Source organism: Burkholderia sp. KBS0801 (assembly GCF_005937855.2).
GTDB lineage: Bacteria > Pseudomonadota > Gammaproteobacteria > Burkholderiales > Burkholderiaceae > Burkholderia > Burkholderia ambifaria.
Genome location: NZ_CP042177.1, coordinates 388694 through 408803 on the forward strand (window position 1 = coordinate 388694; position 20110 = coordinate 408803).

25 protein-coding genes and 1 tRNA gene are annotated in these 20110 nt (G+C 65.0%); 25 read left to right on the forward strand and 1 reads right to left on the reverse strand.

Features of this window, described 5'->3' with window-relative positions; translation table 11 throughout:
- The first annotated feature begins 5 nt into the window (after positions 1-5).
- The 17 genes from FFI87_RS01880 (at position 6) to tatC (ending at position 11910) form a co-directional block, all read left to right on the forward strand.
- Positions 6-245: a BolA family protein gene (locus tag FFI87_RS01880; protein ID WP_006477131.1), complete on the forward strand. Its 240-nt coding sequence runs from the start codon at positions 6-8 to the stop codon at positions 243-245.
- A 13-nt stretch (positions 246-258) separates the two neighbouring features.
- Positions 259-1608 carry a UDP-N-acetylglucosamine 1-carboxyvinyltransferase gene (gene murA / locus FFI87_RS01885; RefSeq protein WP_105788606.1) on the forward strand — a complete coding sequence of 450 codons (1350 nt, stop codon included), beginning with the start codon at positions 259-261 and terminating at the stop codon, positions 1606-1608.
- A complete protein-coding gene (gene hisG, locus FFI87_RS01890) occupies positions 1605-2258 on the forward strand; it encodes an ATP phosphoribosyltransferase (RefSeq protein WP_006751807.1) in 654 nt (217 codons plus the stop codon). Before murA ends, hisG begins: the two co-directional genes overlap by 4 nt.
- A gap of 24 nt (positions 2259-2282) precedes the next feature.
- Positions 2283-3599, forward strand: a complete 1317-nt coding sequence (hisD, locus tag FFI87_RS01895; protein WP_012362930.1) for a histidinol dehydrogenase — start codon at positions 2283-2285, stop codon at positions 3597-3599.
- Between the two features lie 121 nt (positions 3600-3720).
- Positions 3721-4794 carry a histidinol-phosphate transaminase gene (hisC, locus tag FFI87_RS01900; RefSeq protein ID WP_138848340.1) on the forward strand — a complete coding sequence of 358 codons (1074 nt, stop codon included), beginning with the start codon at positions 3721-3723 and terminating at the stop codon, positions 4792-4794.
- A gap of 62 nt (positions 4795-4856) precedes the next feature.
- Entirely contained in the window at positions 4857-5444 is a 588-nt protein-coding gene (hisB, locus tag FFI87_RS01905; RefSeq protein ID WP_006751804.1) for an imidazoleglycerol-phosphate dehydratase HisB, read from the forward strand.
- A gap of 62 nt (positions 5445-5506) precedes the next feature.
- Complete coding sequence (locus tag FFI87_RS01910) at positions 5507-6127, forward strand: MarC family protein (RefSeq protein WP_012362932.1); 621 nt, start codon at positions 5507-5509, stop codon at positions 6125-6127.
- Positions 6124-6765 carry an imidazole glycerol phosphate synthase subunit HisH gene (gene hisH / locus FFI87_RS01915; protein WP_006757059.1) on the forward strand — a complete coding sequence of 214 codons (642 nt, stop codon included), beginning with the start codon at positions 6124-6126 and terminating at the stop codon, positions 6763-6765. The genes FFI87_RS01910 and hisH overlap by 4 nt, the downstream gene beginning before the upstream one ends.
- Before the next feature lie 163 nt (positions 6766-6928).
- Positions 6929-7684: a 1-(5-phosphoribosyl)-5-[(5-phosphoribosylamino)methylideneamino]imidazole-4-carboxamide isomerase gene (gene hisA, locus FFI87_RS01920; RefSeq protein ID WP_006751801.1), complete on the forward strand. Its 756-nt coding sequence runs from the start codon at positions 6929-6931 to the stop codon at positions 7682-7684.
- A gap of 106 nt (positions 7685-7790) precedes the next feature.
- The gene (hisF, locus tag FFI87_RS01925) at positions 7791-8564 is read left to right on the forward strand and encodes an imidazole glycerol phosphate synthase subunit HisF (protein ID WP_012362933.1); all 774 of its coding nucleotides are present in this window, start codon (positions 7791-7793) and stop codon (positions 8562-8564) included.
- Positions 8564-8980 carry a phosphoribosyl-AMP cyclohydrolase gene (gene hisI, locus FFI87_RS01930; RefSeq protein ID WP_006751799.1) on the forward strand — a complete coding sequence of 139 codons (417 nt, stop codon included), beginning with the start codon at positions 8564-8566 and terminating at the stop codon, positions 8978-8980. Before hisF ends, hisI begins: the two co-directional genes overlap by 1 nt.
- On the forward strand, positions 8977-9342 hold the full coding sequence (locus FFI87_RS01935) for a phosphoribosyl-ATP diphosphatase (protein ID WP_006751798.1): 366 nt from the start codon (positions 8977-8979) through the stop codon (positions 9340-9342). Before hisI ends, FFI87_RS01935 begins: the two co-directional genes overlap by 4 nt.
- A gap of 71 nt (positions 9343-9413) precedes the next feature.
- Positions 9414-9806, forward strand: a complete 393-nt coding sequence (locus FFI87_RS01940; RefSeq protein WP_012362934.1) for a DUF4870 family protein — start codon at positions 9414-9416, stop codon at positions 9804-9806.
- A 30-nt stretch (positions 9807-9836) separates the two neighbouring features.
- Entirely contained in the window at positions 9837-10202 is a 366-nt protein-coding gene (locus tag FFI87_RS01945; protein WP_012362935.1) for a histidine triad nucleotide-binding protein, read from the forward strand.
- A 93-nt stretch (positions 10203-10295) separates the two neighbouring features.
- Complete coding sequence (gene tatA / locus FFI87_RS01950; protein WP_006751795.1) at positions 10296-10526, forward strand: Sec-independent protein translocase subunit TatA; 231 nt, start codon at positions 10296-10298, stop codon at positions 10524-10526.
- Positions 10527-10552: 26 nt separating this feature from the next.
- Positions 10553-11083, forward strand: a complete 531-nt coding sequence (gene tatB, locus FFI87_RS01955; protein ID WP_006757065.1) for a Sec-independent protein translocase protein TatB — start codon at positions 10553-10555, stop codon at positions 11081-11083.
- Between the two features lie 41 nt (positions 11084-11124).
- The gene (tatC, locus tag FFI87_RS01960; RefSeq protein WP_006751793.1) at positions 11125-11910 is read left to right on the forward strand and encodes a twin-arginine translocase subunit TatC; all 786 of its coding nucleotides are present in this window, start codon (positions 11125-11127) and stop codon (positions 11908-11910) included.
- A 263-nt stretch (positions 11911-12173) separates the two neighbouring features.
- Here tatC and FFI87_RS01965 read toward each other — a convergent pair whose 3' ends face one another.
- The gene (locus tag FFI87_RS01965; RefSeq protein WP_006751792.1) at positions 12174-13379 is read right to left on the reverse strand and encodes a Do family serine endopeptidase; all 1206 of its coding nucleotides are present in this window, start codon (positions 13377-13379) and stop codon (positions 12174-12176) included.
- Positions 13380-13400: 21 nt separating this feature from the next.
- On the opposite strand from FFI87_RS01965, the gene FFI87_RS01970 reads away from it, so the two are divergent.
- The 8 genes from FFI87_RS01970 to FFI87_RS02010 all read left to right on the forward strand — a co-directional run bounded on the left by FFI87_RS01970 (position 13401) and on the right by FFI87_RS02010 (position 19934).
- Positions 13401-14147 (forward strand): Nif3-like dinuclear metal center hexameric protein, encoded by a 747-nt coding sequence (locus FFI87_RS01970; RefSeq protein ID WP_011655806.1) that lies wholly within the window; start codon positions 13401-13403, stop codon positions 14145-14147.
- A gap of 218 nt (positions 14148-14365) precedes the next feature.
- A complete protein-coding gene (gene petA, locus FFI87_RS01975) occupies positions 14366-14986 on the forward strand; it encodes a ubiquinol-cytochrome c reductase iron-sulfur subunit (RefSeq protein ID WP_012362938.1) in 621 nt (206 codons plus the stop codon).
- A complete protein-coding gene (locus FFI87_RS01980) occupies positions 14986-16368 on the forward strand; it encodes a cytochrome b (protein WP_012362939.1) in 1383 nt (460 codons plus the stop codon). Before petA ends, FFI87_RS01980 begins: the two co-directional genes overlap by 1 nt.
- Before the next feature lie 21 nt (positions 16369-16389).
- A complete protein-coding gene (locus FFI87_RS01985) occupies positions 16390-17148 on the forward strand; it encodes a cytochrome c1 (protein ID WP_012362940.1) in 759 nt (252 codons plus the stop codon).
- A gap of 94 nt (positions 17149-17242) precedes the next feature.
- A complete protein-coding gene (locus FFI87_RS01990; RefSeq protein WP_006400565.1) occupies positions 17243-17854 on the forward strand; it encodes a glutathione S-transferase N-terminal domain-containing protein in 612 nt (203 codons plus the stop codon).
- A gap of 71 nt (positions 17855-17925) precedes the next feature.
- Complete coding sequence (locus tag FFI87_RS01995) at positions 17926-18447, forward strand: ClpXP protease specificity-enhancing factor (protein ID WP_012362941.1); 522 nt, start codon at positions 17926-17928, stop codon at positions 18445-18447.
- Between the two features lie 19 nt (positions 18448-18466).
- Positions 18467-18542 (forward strand) — tRNA-Thr (locus FFI87_RS02000).
- Positions 18543-18716: 174 nt separating this feature from the next.
- Positions 18717-19934 (forward strand): tyrosine-type recombinase/integrase, encoded by a 1218-nt coding sequence (locus FFI87_RS02010; protein ID WP_138848339.1) that lies wholly within the window; start codon positions 18717-18719, stop codon positions 19932-19934.
- Positions 19935-20110 lie beyond the last annotated feature (176 nt).

Consider the following 20110-nt stretch of genomic DNA (forward strand, 5'->3'; position numbering starts at 1 on the left):
CCCTCATGTTGCCGACTCCCGAACAGGTCAAGCAATACATCGCCGGCGGTCTCGCCTGCACTCATCTGGAAGTCGAAGGCGACGGCCAGCATTTCTTCGCGACGATCGTGTCGGCGGCCTTCGAAGGCAAGCGGCCGATCCAGCGGCACCAGCTCGTCTATGCGGCGCTCGGCGATCGCATGAAACAGGAAATCCACGCGCTCAGCATGAAAACGCTGACGCCCGCCGAATGGCAGAACGCATAACCGGAACCACTGAGTGCAAGTCACCGTCAACGAGCGCGACGCCGTCCAGAGCGTCGCCACGGCACACCCGGCCGCCAACGGGGAATCGCAGGGACACGGGATGGACAAGCTGGTGGTCGAAGGCGGTCGCCGGCTCGCGGGCGAGATCGTCGTGTCGGGCGCGAAGAATGCCGCGCTGCCGATCCTGTGCGCGGGGCTGCTCAGCGCCGAGCCGGTCGAGCTCGACAACGTGCCGAACCTGAAGGACGTGCGCACCACGCTGAAGGTGCTGAACCAGATGGGCGTGAAGAGCGAAACGGACGGCTGCCGCGTGCAGCTCGACGCGTCGCGCGTCGACAACCTCGTTGCGCCGTACGAGCTCGTCAAGACGATGCGCGCGTCGATTCTCGTGCTCGGGCCGCTGCTCGCTCGCTTCGGCGAGGCGAAGGTGTCGCTGCCGGGCGGCTGCGCGATCGGCGCGCGTCCGGTCGACCAGCACATCAAGGGCCTGCAGGCGATGGGCGCCGAGATCAGCATCGAGCACGGCTTCATCGAAGCGCGCGCGAAGCGCCTGAAGGGCGCGCGCATCGTGACCGACATGATCACGGTGACGGGGACGGAAAACCTGCTGATGGCCGCGACGCTGGCCGACGGCGAGACGGTGATCGAGAACGCGGCGCGCGAGCCGGAAGTGAGCGATCTCGCACACTTGCTGGTCGCGATGGGCGCGAAAATCACCGGCATCGGCACCGATCGCCTGGTGATCCAGGGCGTCGAGCGGCTGCACGGCGCACGCCATTCGGTGATTCCCGACCGCATCGAGGCCGGCACGTTCCTGTGCGCGGTCGCGGCGGCCGGCGGCGACGTGCTGCTGACGGGCGTGCGCCCGCACATCCTCGACGCGGTGATCGACAAGCTGCGCGAGGCGGGCGTGTCGATCGAGGAAGGCGACAGCTGGCTGCGCGTGCGGATGGACCGCCGCCCGTCGGCGGTGACGATCCGCACGTCGGAATACCCGGCGTTCCCGACCGACATGCAGGCGCAGTTCATGGCCCTCAATTCGGTCGCGACGGGCACCGCGCAGATCGTCGAGACCATCTTCGAGAACCGCTTCATGCACGTGCAGGAGCTGAACCGGCTCGGCGCGAACATCACGATCGACGGCAACACGGCGCTCGTGACGGGCGTCGACAAGCTGTCCGGCGCGAACGTGATGGCGACCGACCTGCGCGCATCGGCGAGCCTCGTGATCGCCGGGCTGCGCGCCGAAGGCGAAACGCTCGTCGACCGCATCTATCACCTGGACCGCGGCTACGACCGCATGGAAACCAAACTGACCGCCGTCGGCGCGAACGTGCGCCGCCTCTCCGGGAGCCAAGCATGACCGCGCCGCTGACCCTCGCCCTGTCGAAGGGCCGGATTTTCGAGGAAACCCTGCCGCTGCTGGCGGCCGCCGGCGTGCAGGTGGCCGAGGATCCGGAAACGTCGCGCAAGCTGATCCTGCCGACGACCGATCCGAACCTGCGCGTGATCATCGTGCGTGCGAGCGACGTGCCGACCTATGTCGAATACGGCGCGGCCGATTTCGGCGTGGCCGGCAAGGACGTGCTGGTCGAGCACGGCGGCTCGGGCCTGTACCAGCCGATCGATCTGAACATTGCACGCTGCCGGATGTCGGTGGCCGTGCCGGCCGGCTTCGACTATGCGAACGCGGTGCGCCAGGGCGCACGCCTGCGGGTCGCGACCAAGTACGTCGAAACGGCACGCGAACACTTCGCCGCGAAGGGCGTGCATGTCGACCTGATCAAGCTGTACGGCTCGATGGAGCTGGCGCCGCTGGTCGGGCTGGCCGACGCGATCGTCGACCTCGTCAGCTCGGGCGGCACGCTGAAGGCGAACAATCTGGTCGAGGTCGAGGAGATCATGGCGATCTCGTCGCGCCTCGTCGTGAACCAGGCTGCGCTGAAGTTGAAGCGCGCGGCGCTCAAGCCGATTCTCGACGCGTTCGAACGCGCGTCGCAGAATGGCAATTGAGCGCATCACCGTAACGGAACTCCCATGGCCATCACCATCCGCAAACTCGATTCGACGAGCGACGGCTTCGGCGCCGCGCTGCGCGCGCTGCTCGCGTTCGAGGCGAGCGAGGACGAAGCGATCGAGCAATCGGTCGCGAAGATCCTCGCCGACGTGAAGTCGCGCGGCGACGCCGCGGTGCTCGAGTACACGAACCGCTTCGACCGGCTGGACGCGAGCAGCGTCGCCGCGCTCGAACTGCCGCAGGACGCGCTGCAGACGGCGCTCGACGGCCTCGCGCCGAAGGCGCGCGCGGCGCTGGAAGCGGCCGCCGCACGCGTGCGTGCGTACCACGAGAAGCAGAAGATCGAGTGCGGCACGCATAGCTGGCAGTACACGGAAAGCGACGGCACGGTGCTCGGCCAGAAGGTCACGCCGCTCGACCGCGTCGGCCTGTACGTGCCGGGCGGCAAGGCCGCCTATCCGTCGTCGGTGCTGATGAACGCGATTCCCGCGCGGGTCGCGGGCGTCGGCGAGATCGTGATGGTCGTGCCGACGCCGGACGGCGTGAAGAACGATCTCGTGCTCGCCGCGGCGCTGCTCGGCGGCGTCGATCGCGTGTTCACGATCGGCGGCGCGCAGGCGGTCGGCGCGCTCGCGTACGGCACGGCCACGGTGCCGGCGGTCGACAAGATCTGCGGGCCGGGCAATGCGTACGTCGCATCGGCGAAGCGCCGCGTGTTCGGCACGGTCGGCATCGACATGATCGCCGGCCCGTCGGAAATCCTCGTGCTGTGCGACGGCACGACCGATCCGAGCTGGGTCGCGATGGACCTGTTCTCGCAGGCCGAACACGACGAGCTCGCGCAGTCGATCCTGCTGTGCCCGGACGCCGCGTTCCTCGAGCGCGTCGAGAAGGCGATCGACGAGCTGCTGCCGACGATGCCGCGCCGCGAGGTGATCCGTGCGTCGCTCGAAGGCCGCGGTGCGCTGATCAAGGTGCGCGACATGGCCGAAGCGTGCCGGATCGCGAACGACATCGCGCCCGAGCACCTCGAGATTTCCGCGCTGGAGCCGCAGCAATGGGGCCAGCAGATCCGCCATGCCGGCGCGATCTTCCTCGGCCGCTACACGAGCGAAAGCCTCGGCGACTACTGCGCGGGCCCGAACCACGTGCTGCCGACGTCGCGCACCGCGCGCTTCTCGTCGCCGCTCGGCGTGTACGACTTCATCAAGCGCTCGAGCCTGATCGAAGTCAGCGCCGAAGGGGCGCAGACGCTGGGCGAAATCGCATCCGAGCTCGCGTACGGCGAAGGGCTGCAGGCGCACGCGCGCAGCGCCGAGCTGCGGATGAAGGGGTGACACGCGCCGCGGCCGGTGCCGACGCACCGGCCGCGGTCGACGAGGAGACCCCGCGCAGGGCGGCAGCCGCCGCCGTGCCGAGACCATTTGACGCCGGTGCGAAGCACGCCGGCTTGAGACCATGACGACGCCCCAAGACATCATCCGCCGCGACGTGCTCGCGATGACGAGCTACCCGGTGCCCGACGCGAGCGGCTTCGTGAAGCTCGACGCGATGGAGAACCCGTATTCGCTGCCCGCGCCGCTTGCGGCCGCGCTCGGCGAGCGCCTCGCGCAGGTCGCGCTGAACCGCTACCCGGCGCCGCGCCCGGGCGCGCTGCTCGACAAGCTGCGCCGCGTGATGGGCGTGCCGGCCGCGTGCGACGTGCTGCTCGGCAACGGCTCGGACGAAATCATCAGCATGATGTCGGTGGCATGCGCGAAGCCGGGCGCGAAGGTGCTCGCGCCGGTGCCGGGCTTCGTGATGTACGAGCTGTCCGCGAAGTTCGCGCAGCTCGAATTCGTCGGCGTGCCGCTCAAGGGCGACCTGACGCTCGACGCCGACGCGATGATCGCGGCGATCGCCGAGCACCGGCCCGCGCTCGTCTATCTCGCGTACCCGAACAACCCGACCGGCACGCTGTACGACGAAGCCGACGTCGAGCGGATCATCGCGGCCGCGCAACACAGCCTGATCGTGATCGACGAGGCGTATCAGCCGTTCGCGGAGCGCTCGTGGCTGCCGCGCGCCGCCGAGTTCGACAACGTCGTCGTGATGCGCACGGTGTCGAAGCTCGGCCTGGCCGGCATCCGCCTCGGCTATCTCGCAGGGCTGCCCACATGGCTGACCGAGTTCGACAAGGTGCGCCCGCCGTACAACATCAACGTGCTGACCCAGGCGAGCGCCGATTTCCTGCTCGACCACCTCGACGTGCTCGATGCGCAGGCGGCCGAACTGCGTGCGGAACGCACGCGCCTCGCGCAGGCCGTGGCCGCGCTGCCGGGCGCGACGGTGTTCCCGAGCGCCGGCAATTTCCTGCTGGTGCGCGTGCCGGACGCGGCGGCGGTGTTCGATGCGCTGCTCACCGAGCGGGTGCTGATCAAAAACGTGAGTAAAATGCATCCGTTGCTGGCCGAATGCGTGCGGCTGACCGTCGGTTCTGCCGACGAAAACGCGCGCCTGCTGGCTGCCTTGAAACTCGCGCTGCCCGGTTGAGCCCAGGGCGCGGCGCGCGACGATCAATCCCCATTTACATCAGACTCAATCAAGGAATTGCCATGCGTGTGGCGGAAGTCGTTCGCAATACCAGCGAAACGCAGATCCGTGTGAAGCTCGATCTCGACGGTACGGGCCGGCAGAAGCTGGCCACCGGCGTGCCGTTTCTCGACCATATGCTCGATCAGATCGCGCGCCATGGTCTGATCGATCTCGAGGTCGAAGCGCATGGCGATACGCATATCGACGACCACCACACGGTCGAGGACGTCGGTATCACGCTCGGCCAGGCCGTCGCGAAGGCGATCGGCGACAAGAAGGGCATTCGGCGCTACGGCCATTCGTACGTGCCGCTCGACGAGGCGCTGTCGCGCGTCGTGATCGACTTCTCGGGCCGGCCGGGTCTCGAATTCCACGTGCCGTTCACGCGTGCGCGGATCGGTACGTTCGACGTCGATCTGTCGATCGAATTCTTCCGCGGGTTCGTGAACCACGCGGGCGTCACGCTGCATATCGACAACCTGCGCGGGATCAACGCGCACCATCAGCTCGAAACGGTGTTCAAGGCTTTCGGCCGGGCGCTGCGTGCGGCGGTGGAGCTCGACGAGCGCGCGGCGGGGCAGATTCCGTCGACGAAGGGCAGCCTCTAACCTTCCGGACGGGCGCACTCCCAGGACAACCTCACGGCTTCGGCGCGACGCGCCGGCTTGCGATGGATCTGCTCAAATCGTTCATTTCGCTGCTGGCGCTGATCAACCCGGTCGGCGCGGTGCCGTTCTTCCTGAGCCTGACCGCGCAGCAAACGGACGGCGAGCGGCGCCGCACGATCCGGATCGCGTCGGTGTCGGTGTTCTGCGTGATGACGGTGACGACGCTGCTCGGGCAGCAGATCATCGACTTCTTCGGCATTTCGGTCGGCTCGCTCGAAGTGGGCGGCGGGATCATCATGCTGCTGATGGCGATCAACATGCTGAACGCGCAGATCGGCAACACGCGATCGACGCCGGAGGAGCGCTACGAGGCCGAGTCGAAGGACAACATCGCGGTCGTGCCGCTGGCGATTCCGCTGCTCACGGGCCCCGGCTCGATCAGCACGGTGATCATCTATGCGGCGAACTCGCATCACTGGTATGAGCGGGCCGGGCTGATCGCGATCGGCGCGGCCCTGGCTTTTCTGTGTTTCGTCGCGATGCGGCTCGCCGAGCCGATCGCGAACTGGATCGGCCGCACCGGCATCAACATCGCCACGCGGCTGATGGGTTTGATGCTGTCGGCGCTGGCGGTGGAATTCATCGTCAACGGACTGAGGGCGCTACTGCCTGCACTGAGATGAAAACTTCGATTGCGATTGTGGATTATGGGATGGGCAACCTGCGCTCGGTCGCGCAGGCGCTCAAGAAGGCCGAACCGGCCGCCGACGTGGCGATCGTCGACACGCCGGCCGCGATTCGCGCGGCCGACCGCGTCGTGCTGCCCGGCCAGGGCGCGATGCCGGACTGCATGCGCTGCCTCGGCGAATCGGGGCTGCAGGACGCGGTGATCGAGGCGTCGCGCACGAAGCCGCTGCTCGGCGTGTGCGTCGGCGAGCAGATGCTGTTCGACTGGAGCGCGGAAGGCGACACGAAGGGCCTCGGCCTGTTGCCCGGCAAGGTCGTGCGCTTCGAGCTCGACGGCCGGCTGCAGGACGACGGCTCGCGCTTCAAGGTGCCGCAGATGGGCTGGAACCGCGTGCGCCAGTCGCAGCCGCACCCGCTGTGGGACGGCGTGCCAGACGACGCATACTTTTATTTCGTACACAGCTATTACGTGAGGCCGGACAACCCGGCACACACGGTCGGCGAAACGGCATACGGCGCGCCGTTTACGTCCGCGGTCGCGCGGGACAATCTCTTCGCGACCCAATTCCACCCCGAGAAAAGCGCGGAAGTCGGGTTGCGTCTGTATCGCAACTTCGTACACTGGAAGCCGTGAGCGTCGCGTGCGTGCCACAGTCGGCGGGCCGGAACGGCCTGTCGCACGATGCGCGCACACGAAAGCGCCGAAAGAGTTGTACTAAACTAGCGAGGCGGCGCGGTACCGGATCGACCGGTGCGCGCCGGATCCTTTTCTTCTTCCACGACGACACCCGATTGCTATGCTGCTGATTCCGGCCATCGATCTCAAAGACGGTCAGTGTGTGCGCCTCAAACAGGGCGATATGGACCAGGCCACGATTTTCTCCGAGGACCCGGCGGCGATGGCCCGCAAGTGGGTCGATCTCGGCGCCCGGCGGCTGCATCTGGTCGACCTGAACGGCGCATTCGCCGGCAAGCCGAAGAACCTCGACGCGATCGAAGCGATCCTCGACGAAGTCGGCGACGAAATCCCCGTACAGCTCGGCGGCGGCATCCGCAGCCTCGAGACGGTCGAGAAGTATCTCGACGCCGGTTTGTCCTACGTGATCATCGGCACGGCGGCCGTGAAGGACCCGGGTTTCCTGCGGGATGCGTGCACCGCGTTCGCGGGCAACATCATCGTCGGCCTCGATGCGAAGGACGGCAAGGTCGCGACCGACGGCTGGAGCAAGCTGACGGGCCACGAAGTGATCGATCTCGCGCTGAAGTTCGAGGACTACGGCGTCGAATCGATCGTCTACACCGACATCGGCCGCGACGGGATGCTGCAAGGCATCAATATCGAGGCGACCGTGAAGCTCGCTCAGGCGGTCGGCATTCCGGTGATCGCCAGCGGCGGCCTGTCGAACCTCGCGGACATCGACAGCCTGTGCGAAGTGGAAGAGCACGGCGTCGAAGGCGTGATCTGCGGCCGTGCGATCTACTCCGGCGATCTCGATTTCGCGGCCGCGCAAAAGCGCGCGGACGAACTGAACGGCGAACTCGACAACGCGTAAGCGCGGTTGTCCCGTTCGCCGGGGCCGCCTGCGGGCGGCTCCGACCGGAAGCCTCGCGCGAGGCTTCCGTAACCGGCCGTTCCATCGCGGCCTTTGGCGCAACATCATGGCTCTAGCTAAACGCATCATCCCCTGCCTGGACGTGACCGCCGGGCGCGTCGTCAAGGGCGTCAACTTCGTCGAGCTGCGCGATGCCGGCGACCCGGTCGAAATCGCCCGCCGCTATGACGACCAGGGCGCCGACGAACTGACGTTCCTCGACATCACCGCGACCTCCGACCAGCGCGACCTGATCCTGCCGATCATCGAAGCCGTCGCGTCGCAGGTGTTCATTCCGCTGACCGTCGGCGGCGGCGTGCGCGCCGTCGAGGACGTGCGGCGCCTGCTGAACGCGGGCGCGGACAAGGTCAGCATGAATTCGTCGGCGGTCGCGAACCCGCAGCTCGTGCGCGACGCGGCCGATAAATACGGCTCGCAGTGCATCGTCGTCGCGATCGACGCGAAGCGCGTGTCGGCCGACGGCGAGACGCCGCGCTGGGAAGTGTTCACGCACGGCGGCCGCAAGAACACGGGCCTCGACGCGATCGAATGGGCGCGCAGGATGGCCGAGCTCGGCGCGGGCGAGATCCTGCTCACGAGCATGGACCGCGACGGCACGAAGTCGGGCTTCGACCTCGCGCTCACGCGCGGCGTGTCGGACGCGGTGCCGGTGCCGGTGATCGCGTCGGGCGGCGTCGGCTCGCTGCAGCACCTGGCCGACGGCATCAAGGACGGCCGCGCCGACGCGGTGCTGGCCGCGAGCATCTTCCACTACGGCGAGCACACGGTCGGCGAGGCGAAGCGCTTCATGTCCGACCAGGGCATCCCGGTGAGGCTGTGATGAATACGGAAACGAAAGCGCTGCCCGCGTGGCTCGACAAGGTCCGCTGGGACGACAACGGCCTCGTGCCGGTGATCGCGCAGGAAGCGTCGACGAACGACGTGCTGATGTTCGCGTGGATGAATCGCGAGGCGCTCGCGAAGACGATCGAGACGCAGCGCGCGGTTTATTATTCGCGTTCGCGCAAGCGCCTGTGGTTCAAGGGCGAGGAGTCGGGCCACGTGCAGCACGTGCACGAGGTGCGGCTCGATTGCGACGAGGACGTCGTGCTGCTGAAGGTCGAGCAGGTGTCGGGCATCGCATGCCACACCGGCCGGCATTCGTGCTTCTTCCAGAAATTCGAAGGCACGGTGGACGGCGGCGACTGGGTCGCGGTCGACCCGGTGCTGAAAGATCCCGAACACATCTACAAATGACGCAATCGACCGAAGACACGCTGCTGCGCCTCGCGGCCGTGATCGATAGCCGCAAGGGCGGCGACCCCGATCAATCGTACGTATCGCGCCTGTTTCACAAGGGCGACGACGCGGTGCTGAAGAAGATCGGCGAAGAAGCGACCGAAGTCGTGCTGGCCGCGAAGGACGTGCGCCAGGGCGGCGCGCCGACGGCGCTGGTCGGCGAAGTGGCCGATCTGTGGTTCCACTGCCTCGTGATGCTGTCGCATTTCGACCTGAGCCCGGCCGACGTGATCGGCGAGCTCGAGCGCCGCGAAGGGCTGTCGGGCATCGAGGAAAAGGCGCTGCGCAAGCGCCGCGAGCGCGAGGAAAACGGCGGGTGACGGCTCGCAGCCTGCCGCGCCGGCAACAGTGCGGTAAGCTGTAAGAATTGTCATCTAACGGGGGTAGCATCATGACCGATACGCCGAGCGAGTTTCCGACGCCGTCGGTGCCGGGCGCAGCGGACGCCGAGCGGTTGAAGGGCTTGCGCACGCTGACGCACGTGCTGTACGGCCTCTATGCGATTCATTGGCTGACGGGCGGCGTGACCGGCATCATCGCGATCATCATCAACTACGTGAAGCGCGACGACGTGGCCGGCACGCAGTACGCCGACCATTTCGAGTGGCAGATCCGCACGTTCTGGCGCGCGCTGATCGCATACGTGATCGGCTTCGCGCTGATGTTCGTGGTGGTGGGATTCGTGATCATGTTTGTCACGTGGATCTGGACGCTGTACCGTATCATCAAGGGTTGGCTGTACCTGAACGACAACAAGACGCTCGATCCGCAGGCCTGGTTCTGACCGGCGCGCGGGGCGTTTCGCAGGAGCAACATGAGTCACGATCCGAATTGCCTGTTCTGCAAGATCGCGGCGGGCGAGATCCCGAGCGAGAAGGTGCACGAGGATGACGAATTCGTCGCGTTTCGCGACATCCGCCCGGCGGCCGAGACGCACGTGCTGGTGATTCCGCGCCGGCACCTGCCGACGCTGTCGGCGGCGAGCGAGGCCGATGCGCCGATGCTCGGCCGGATGCTGCTGCTCGTCGCGCGTCTGGCTGACCAGCTCGGCGTGGCCTACACGGGCGGCGAAACCGGTTTTCGCACGGTGATCAACACGGGCCCCGGCGGCGGGCAGGAGGTCTACCACCTGCACGCGCATATCCTGGCCGGTCCGCGCCCGTGGCTGCGGATGGGTTGACGTAGCGGGGCGTTTCCCCGCATCGATAGTCGAAGCCGGCGTGCCGCCGGCGATTTGCGCCGCCACGCGGCATGGTTGAGGAGAGGTTTCATCATGGGTGGATTGAGCATTTGGCACTGGCTGATCGTGCTGCTGATCGTCGCGCTGGTTTTCGGTACGAAGAAGCTGCGCAACATCGGCAACGACCTCGGCAGCGCCGTGAAGGGCTTCAAGGACGGCATGAAGGAAGGCGAGACACCGGCGGATGCGCAGCAACTGCCGCGCACGGGTACGGTCGACGTCAACGCGAAGGAAACGACGCGTTCCGACTCGAACAAGGCGTAACGCCGGCAAGCTGACAGGCATACGCGATGCTGGATCTCGGTCTTTCGAAGATGGCGCTGATCGGCGTCGTCGCGCTCGTGGTGCTCGGCCCCGAGCGCCTGCCGCGCGTCGCGCGTACGGCCGGCGCATTGTTCGGCCGCGCGCAGCGGTACATCAACGACGTGAAGGCCGAGGTCTCGCGCGAAATCGAACTCGACGCGCTGCGGACGATGAAGACCGATTTCGAGTCGGCCGCGCGCAACGTCGAGACGACGATTCACGACAACCTGCGCGAGCACGAGAAGGAACTGAACGACACGTGGCATTCCGCGGTCGGCGGTCTTAACGAAGGCTCGGTCGATGCCGGCACATACGGCTCCGACACCCCCGCGGCGCCGTCGTGGCGCGGCAGTACGGCGGCGCTCGCGCGCAAGCGCCGCAACTGGCGTGTGAAGCAGGCGGCGATGCCTGTCTGGTACAAGCGCGCGACGACCCGCCGCACGCACGTGCAGTCGGGCGCCGCGCGTGTCGCGCGCCACCAGCCGGCCAGCCTGCGCCGGCCGACGCGCTTTCTCTGAGCCGAGCGCATGCTCGCTCGTCAATCCTACCGAGGGCCGGCGTGAGCGACCCCCAGCAGAATCCGGGCGACGCCCCGGAAGAAACCTTCATTTCCCATCTCGTCGAGCTTCGCGATCGCATCATTCGCGCGGGGCTGGCCGTGATCGTCGTGTTCCTCGGGCTCGTGTACTGGGCGCCCGACATCTTCCGGCTGCTCGCGCGGCCGCTGATGGAAAACCTGCCGAAGGGCGGCAGGATGATCGTGACCGACGTCACCGGCTCGTTCTTCGTGCCGATGAAGGTCACGATGCTCGTCGCGCTCGTGATCGCGTTGCCGATCGTGCTGTACCAGATCTGGGCGTTCGTCGCGCCGGGCCTGTACCAGCACGAGAAGAAGCTCGTCATGCCGCTCGTCGGCAGCAGCTACTTCCTGTTCCTGTGCGGGATGGCGTTCGCGTACTTCCTCGTGTTCCCGACGATCTTCCGCGTGATGGCGCACTACAACGCGCCGCTCGGCGCGGAGATGTCGACCGACATCGACAACTACCTGAGCTTCGTGCTCGGGATGTTCATCGCATTCGGGGTCACGTTCGAGGTGCCGATCATCGTCGTGCTGCTCGTGCGGATGGGCGTGCTGACGCTGAAGAAGCTGAAGGAGATGCGGCCGTATGTGATCGTCGGCGCATTCGTCGTCGCGGCGGTCGTCACGCCGCCGGACGTGTTCTCGCAGCTGATGCTCGCGCTGCCGCTCATCGTGCTGTTCGAGGTCGGGCTGCTGGCCGCGCGGTTCTTCGTGCCGAAGCCGACGACGGAAGAACCCGAACCGGAGAACGGCGCCGCCAGCTGAGCAGGAAACGGGGCGCGGTGGCCGGCATGCTGGCTGCCGTCGCTGCGGCCTTTCGGCAAGCAACATCGCAGCCGCGCGAGCGGCCCGAAGGGCAGGCGGTGAGGGAGAGAACACGGCTTCACCACGACGAAAGCGTTTCGTTGCAAAGCGGAAGGGCCGCGAATTGAGTCGACCCCCAGGCGTTGGACATCATTCCAGCGCTTGGGGGTTTTTCGTTTCCGGCTGCTGCGTGCGAGCGGCGCGGACGCGCCGCCCGCCGGAGGTCACTCGCTGTCGCTGTCCTGTTCGTCGAGCGCCTGCTTCGGCGGCGGCGGCCGCTTGCCGATCACGACGTTCACGTCGAACTCCTTGCCCTTGCGCACGACGTGCACCTTGGTCGACGTGCCCGGCTTGATCTGCGCGACGGTGTTCAGCAGTTTTGTGGTGTCGGTGATTTCGTCGCCGTTCACGCTCACGAGGATGTCGCCCGGCTTGATGCCGGCCTTGTCGGCCGGACCGCCCTGCAGCACGCCCGCGACGATCGCGCCCGTCTTCTGCTGGAGCCCGAACGACTCGGCGATTTCCGGCGTGACGTCCTGCGGCTCGACGCCGATCCATCCGCGTGTGACCGAGCCCGTCGTGATGATGCTTTCGAGCACGGTGCGCGCGGTCGACACGGGGATCGCGAAGCCGATGCCGAGCGAGCCGCCCGAGCGCGAATAGATCGCCGTGTTGATGCCGAGCAGGTTGCCGTTCACGTCGACCAGGGCGCCGCCGGAGTTGCCGGGGTTGATCGGCGCGTCGGTCTGGATGAAGTTCTCGAACGTGTTGATACCGAGGTGATTGCGGCCGAGCGCGCTGATGATCCCCATCGTGACCGTCTGGCCGACGCCGAACGGGTTGCCGATCGCGAGCACGACGTCGCCGACCCGCGACTGGTCGGAACGGCCGAGCGTGATCGTCGGCAGGTTCGTCATGTTGATCTTCAGTACGGCGAGATCGGTCTCGGGGTCGCTGCCGATCACCTTCGCGGTGGCCGTGCGCCCGTCGGCGAGCGCGACTTCGATCTGGTCGGCGCCGTCCACGACGTGCTGGTTCGTTAGAATGTAACCTTCAGGGCTCACGATGACGCCGGAGCCGAGGTTGGCGGCCGGTTCGTCCTGCTGCTTGCGTGCGTTGCGGTCGCCGAAGAAATAGCGGAACAGCGGATCCTTCGCCCGCGGATCGGGCGGCAGTGAGCCGTCCTTGCTGGAGAATACGTTGACGACGGCGGGCATCGCCTTTTGCGCGGCCTCCGCGTACGACGTGGTCGCCGGCGCTCCGCCAATGCCCGGCGCCACTTCCCGCAGCGCGACGATCGGCGTGGCGAGCTGCTTGCCGAGCTGTCCTTGCCGTTGCAGCCATTGCGGCTTGAGCGTCACGACGATGAACATCAGCGCGAGCAGTACGGTCACCGCCTGCGCGAAGAACAGCCAGAAGCGTCTAAGCATCTGAATGGATTAGAGGTTTATATGGATCGGATCGAACTTGAATTGTACTTGAACAATACCCTTGAAACCGCGCGCTTCAAGGACTATTGCCCGAACGGCCTTCAGGTCGAGGGGCGCCGCAAGATCGAGAAGATCGCCACCGGCGTGACGGCATCGGTCGCGTTCCTCGAAGCCGCGCTCGAATGGGGGGCGGACGCGGTGCTCGTCCATCACGGCTATTTCTGGCGGAACGAGGCGCCGCAGATCACCGGCCGCAAGTACCAGCGCCTGAAGCTGCTGCTCGCGAACGACCTGAACCTGTTCGCGTTCCACCTGCCGCTCGACGCGCACCCCGAACTCGGCAACAACGCGCAGCTCGGCCAGAAGCTCGGGCTGATCGGCGATCAGCGTTTCGGCGACGGCGACCTCGGTTGGATGGCGACGCTGCCGATGCCCGTCACGCTCGAGCACTTCGTCGCGAAGGTCGAGCGCACGCTCGGCCGCACGCCGCTCGTGCTCGGCGATGCGGACATGCAGCTGCGCCGCATCGCGTGGTGTACCGGCGCCGCGCAAAGTTATTTCGATGCCGCGATCGATGCCGGCGCCGACGTGTTCCTGACCGGCGAGGTGTCGGAATCCGTCACGCACGCGGCCGCGGAGAGCGGCGTCGCGTTCGTTGCGGCAGGGCACCATGCCACCGAACGCTACGGAATCCAGGCACTGGGGCGCCACTTGTCCGAGGAATTCGATATCGAACACCTTTTTATCGATATTCATAATCCGGTCTGAACGACGGATTTGCGGCAGCGCATCGAAATTTCACAATGTAGCAAGTGCTTAAAAGTGAAATGATTTAATTGCTCCGATAGTGGGGGAAAACCCTTAACTATCAACCACTTCGAAGGGATTTTCATCTCCGGGCCTTGTAAATGACGACTCCATTCGAGCAAACTAGCGGCGGAATGGAAAGTCGTGACGGAAAATCCAACTCAGAAGTGGGGCGTGTGATGCGAGACAAGGAAGAGAAACGCGTCGACAGCGGCCGCCGTACCTGGCTGATTGCGACATCCGTAGCAGGTGGCGTGGGAGGTGTCGCCACCGTTGTACCTTTCGCGGCGTCGCTTGCGCCGTCCGCGAAAGCGAAAGCGGCCGGTGCGCCGGTCGAGGTCGACATTAGCAGCCTGAAGCCCGGCGAGATGGTCACCGTGCCGTGGCGCGGCAAGCCCGTCTGGATCCTGAATCGCACCGATTCGATGCTGGCCGATGTGGTCAAGGCCGACAAGGAAGTGGCCGATCCGACCACGAAATCCCCGTATTCGATGCCGTTGCCCGCGTATTGCGCGAACGAATATCGCGCGCGCACCGATCGCAAGAACATTCTCGTCGTGATGGCCGTCTGTACGCACCTCGGCTGCACGCCAAGCCAACGCTTCACGCCGGGTCCGCAGCCGAACCTGCCGGACGACTGGCCGGGCGGTTTCCTGTGCCCGTGCCACGGTTCGACCTACGACCTCGCCGGTCGCGTGTTCAAGAACAAGCCGGCGCCTCAGAATCTCGACATCCCGCCCTACATGTTCACGTCGGCGACGACCCTCGTGATCGGCAAGGACGAGAAAGGAGAAGCGTGATGGCCGTCGACAACAAGGAAGTCTCCACCACAGGTCTCACCGGCTGGATCGACCAGCGCTTCCCGCTCACGTCCACCTGGAAGAAGCACGTTTCCGAGTACTACGCGCCGAAGAACTTCAACTTCTGGTACTTCTTCGGCTCCCTCGCGCTGCTGGTGCTCGTCAACCAGATCGTCACGGGCATCTTCCTGACGATGAACTACAAGCCCGACTCGACGCTCGCGTTCGCGTCGGTCGAGTACATCATGCGCGAGGTGCCGTGGGGCTGGCTGATCCGCTACATGCACTCGACCGGCGCATCGATGTTCTTCGTCGTCGTGTACCTGCACATGTTCCGCGGGCTGATGTACGGGTCGTATCGCAAGCCGCGCGAGCTCGTGTGGATCTTCGGCTGCGCGATCTTCCTGTGCCTGATGGCCGAAGCGTTCTTCGGCTACCTGCTGCCGTGGGGCCAGATGTCGTTCTGGGGTGCGCAGGTGATCGTCAACCTGTTCTCGGCGATCCCGTTCGTCGGGCCGGACCTGTCGCTGTGGATCCGCGGCGACTATGTCGTGTCCGACGTCACGCTGAACCGCTTCTTCGCGTTCCACGTGATCGCGATTCCGCTCGTGCTGGTCGGCCTCGTGATCGCGCACCTCGTCGCGCTGCACGAAGTGGGTTCAAATAATCCGGACGGCATCGAGATCAAGGCGAAGAAGGACGCGAACGGCATTCCGCTCGACGGCATCCCGTTCCATCCGTACTACTCGGTGCACGACTTCTTCGGGGTCTGCGTGTTCCTGATGGTGTTCGCGCTGATCGTGTTCTTCTCGCCGGAAATGGGCGGCTACTTCCTCGAGTCGAACAACTTCGTGCCGGCGAACCCGCTGCAGACGCCGCCGGAGATCGCGCCGGTCTGGTACTTCACCGCGTTCTACGCGATGCTGCGCGCGACCACCGACCCGTTCAAGATCGTGCTGATGATCGTGATCGCGCTGCTCGGCGTGCTCGCGTTGGTCCGCGCGCGCGGCAAGTGGAAGATCGGCCTGCCGGTGCTGGCCGCCGCGATCGTCGTGTTCATGTTCCTGACGGAGTCGAAGTTCTGGGGCGTCGTCGTGATGGGCTCGGCGGTGATCACGCTGTTCTTCCTGCCGTGGCTCGACCGCAGCCCGGTGAAGTCGATCCGCTACCGGCCGCTGTTCCACAAGGTGTTCCTCGGGATCTTCGTCGTGGCGTTCCTGACCCTCGCGTTTCTCGGCACACGGCCGCCATCGCCGGCCGCGACGCTGATTGCGCAGGGCTGCGCGCTGATCTACTTCGCGTTCTTCCTCGGCATGCCCGTCTGGACGCCGCTTGGCACGTTCAAGCAGCCGCCGGAGCGGGTGCGCTTCAAGCCCCATTAATGTGAGCGAGGAGAGAACGACATGAAGAAACTGCTTTCGACGCTCGCACTGATCGGCGCGACGGCCGTTGCGCTGCTGGCGGCGCCGGCCGTACGCGCGGAAGGTAATTTTCCGCTCGACCGGGCGCCCGATAACACGGAAAATCTCGTTTCGCTTCAGCACGGCGCGCAATTGTTTGTAAACTATTGCCTGAACTGCCACAGCGCGAACCTGATGCGCTACAACCGTCTGACGGATCTGGGCATATCCCAGAAGGAGATCGAAACGAATCTCCTGTTCACGACCGACAAGGTCGGGAACACGATGTCCGTCGCGATGCGGCCCGAAGACGCGAAGAACTGGCTCGGCACCATGCCGCCCGACCTGTCGGTCGAGGAGCGGGCGCGCGGCCGCGACTGGCTGTACACGTATCTGCGGAGTTTCTACCGCGACGATACGCGGCCGACCGGCTGGAACAACGCGGTGTTCGAGAACGTCGGCATGCCCCATGTATTGTGGCAACTGCAGGGGCAGCGCACTGCCAAATTCGAAGACAAGACGGACGAGGAGACGGGCGAGAAGGTCCACACGCTCGTCGGCTTCCAGCAGGTCACGCCGGGGACGTTGTCGCCGCCGGACTATGACGCTGCGGTGGCCGACCTGGTGGCCTATATGACATGGATGTCCGAGCCGGCCCAGCAGACCCGCAAACGCCTCGGCGTGTGGGTGCTGATCTTTCTCGGTGTCCTGACTTTCCTGGCCTGGCGGCTCAATGCCGCGTACTGGAAAGATATCAAGTAAACACGCCTGACCGGCGTGGGGCCGGCGCAAGGCGGAACCCGTGAAAGGGGTTGCGCCGCGTGCCGGCCCTCGGCTTTTTTGAGGAAACGCAAATATGATGGTTCTGTATTCCGGCACAACTTGCCCGTTCTCCCAGCGTTGCCGGCTGGTGCTGTTCGAGAAGGGCATGGATTTCGAGATCCGTGACGTCGACCTGTTCAACAAGCCGGAAGACATCTCGGTGATGAACCCGTACGGTCAGGTTCCGATTCTGGTCGAGCGCGACCTGATTCTGTACGAATCGAACATCATCAACGAATACATCGACGAGCGCTTCCCGCACCCGCAACTGATGCCGGCCGACCCGGTGCAGCGCGCCCGTGCACGCCTGTTCCTGCTGAACTTCGAGAAGGAGCTGTTCGTTCACGTCAGCACGCTCGAGAACGAGAAGGGCAAGGCGGCGGAGAAGAATCACGAGAAGGCACGCCTCGCGATCCGCGATCGCCTGACGCAGCTCGCGCCGATCTTCGTGAAGAACAAGTACATGCTTGGCGAGGAGTTCTCGATGCTCGACGTCGCGATCGCGCCGCTTCTGTGGCGTCTGGATCACTACGGCATCGAGCTGTCGAAGAACGCCGCGCCGCTGATGAAGTATGCCGAGCGGATCTTCAGCCGTCCGGCCTATATCGAAGCACTGACGCCGTCCGAAAAGGTCATGCGTCGTTGATGATGCAATGAAGGCATGACGGAGCGGGCGGCGCGGCGTGCCGCGTGCCCGCTCCGGGTTCGAGGATTGTGATGCAAGAGATTTCAACGAAGCCATATCTGCTGCGCGCACTGTACGAGTGGTGCACCGATAACGGTTACACGCCGCATATCGCGGTGAGGGTCGACAACTCGACGCGCGTGCCGCGTCAGTTCGTGCGTGACGGCGAGATCGTGCTCAACATCAGCTTCGAGGCGACGAGCCAGCTGCAGATGGGCAACGAGTGGATCGAGTTCACCGCCCGGTTCTCCGGGAAGGCGCACAAGATCGAGATTCCGGTGGCCAACGTGCTCGCGATCTACGCGCGGGAGAACGGGCAAGGAATGGCGTTCCAGGTCGATGCGGTGGCGGGTGAGGGCGAGGATTCGGGTGCGTTCGAAGACGATGCCGCGCCGGCCGACGAGACGTCACGTGACGAGTCGCCTGCCGTATTGACGCCTGTCGTCGATGTCGGCGCGAACGAGGAGCCGTCCGAAGGCGCCGACGAACCGCCGAAAACCGACGGCGATGGCTCGAAAGGCGGTAGCAGACCTCGCCTCAAGATCGTGAAATGAGGTAGAATCTCGCGCTTACGCCGGCTTAGCTCATCTGGTAGAGCAGTTGATTTGTAATCATCAGGTGGCGGGTTCGAGTCCTGCAGCCGGCACCAAATACTAGTATCAAGTAGTACCGGGAAGTCCCAAAACCCGCGTCCAGCCTAGCGCTGACGCGGGTTTTTTGTTTCTGGACGTGCCGAGTGGAACCGGGGCATCCCGGAAATTTGGGGGTAAGATTCGGGGTATGACTTCCCGGATTTGGGGGTATGCCGTACCCCCGACGAATAATGAAAACCAAACCTCTTACCGACGCCAAGTGCCGCAACGCTAGATTCGATGAGGCCGGGGGAAACAAACTCTTCGACGGCGGCGGCCTGTATCTCGATCTGCGCTCCAGTGGTTCGAAGAAATGGCGGCTCAAATACCGGTTCAATGGCAAAGAAAACCTGCTGACGTTCGGCGACTATCCCGCGACGTCGCTCGCTGATGCTCGGTCGAGGCGTGACGAAGCGAAGCGGCTGTTAGCGGAAGGGAAGAACCCTGCGTTCGAGCGTGACGTCGAAAAGCAGACTCGCGCCATTGCCGCACAGAACACCTTCGAGGCCGTCGCGCTGGAGTGGTACGAGGCGCAGCAAGCGACATGGAGCGCTTCGCACGCGAACCGAGTCAAGAAACAGCTCGATCGCGAGGTGTTTCCCCTGATCGGCCAGCGCCCGATTTCTTCGATCGGCGCCCCGGATTTGCTCGCGGTCATTCGACGAATCGAAGGACGAGAGGCGTTCGAGACGGCGCGCAAGACGTTGCAGACATGCGGCCAAGTCTTTCGCTATGCCGTTGCAACGAGCCGTGCCGAGCGAGATCCGTCGCCGGACCTGCGAGGCGCATTGAAGGCGGTGCCCGTCAAACATATGGCGCGAGTCGGCGAAAGCGAGCTGCCGGAGCTACTTCGCTCGATCGCTGCCTATGAGGGCGAGCCGGAGACTCGGCTCGCTCTGAGATTCCTGGCATTGACGTTCGTTCGTACCATCGAACTGCGGCAGGCGGAGTGGACGGAGATTGACGTGGAGCGCCGAGAGTGGCGAATTCCGGCTGAGAAGATGAAGATGCGCCGCGTGCATATCGTGCCGCTCGCTGACCAGACGATCGCGCTGCTTTCCGAGCTGCGCGCGCTGACGGGCCACCGTCGCTGGCTGTTCCCGAACAGCCGTAGACCGTTGCAGCAGATGAGCGAGAACACGATTCTGTACGCTCTGTACCGTATGGGCTATCGCAGCCGCATGACCGGGCATGGGTTTCGGGGTCTGGCTTCAACGATCTTGAACGAGAAGGGATTCAATTCCGACTGGATCGAGCGCCAGCTTGCCCACTCGGAGCAGGATGGCGTGCGGGCGGCATACAACCATGCCGAGTATCTTTCTGAGCGCCATCGCATGATGCAGTGGTGGGCGGACTATCTCGACAAACAGGGTGGGGCGAAGATCATCCCGATCGCGGCGGCAGGATAGATCCGTGCCGCTGCGAGTATGACCCCCTTCCGTGCGTCCTCCACCGGTAAAACGGAAACGGACTAGGCAGAGGGCAAGGCGATGATTTGGCCCCTTATTATTATGTGCCCCCCTATATCCGTCGTCAGTAGAGAAAAGACGCGGGTGTGAGCCCCCGCGTCTTTGCCCTAGACGCA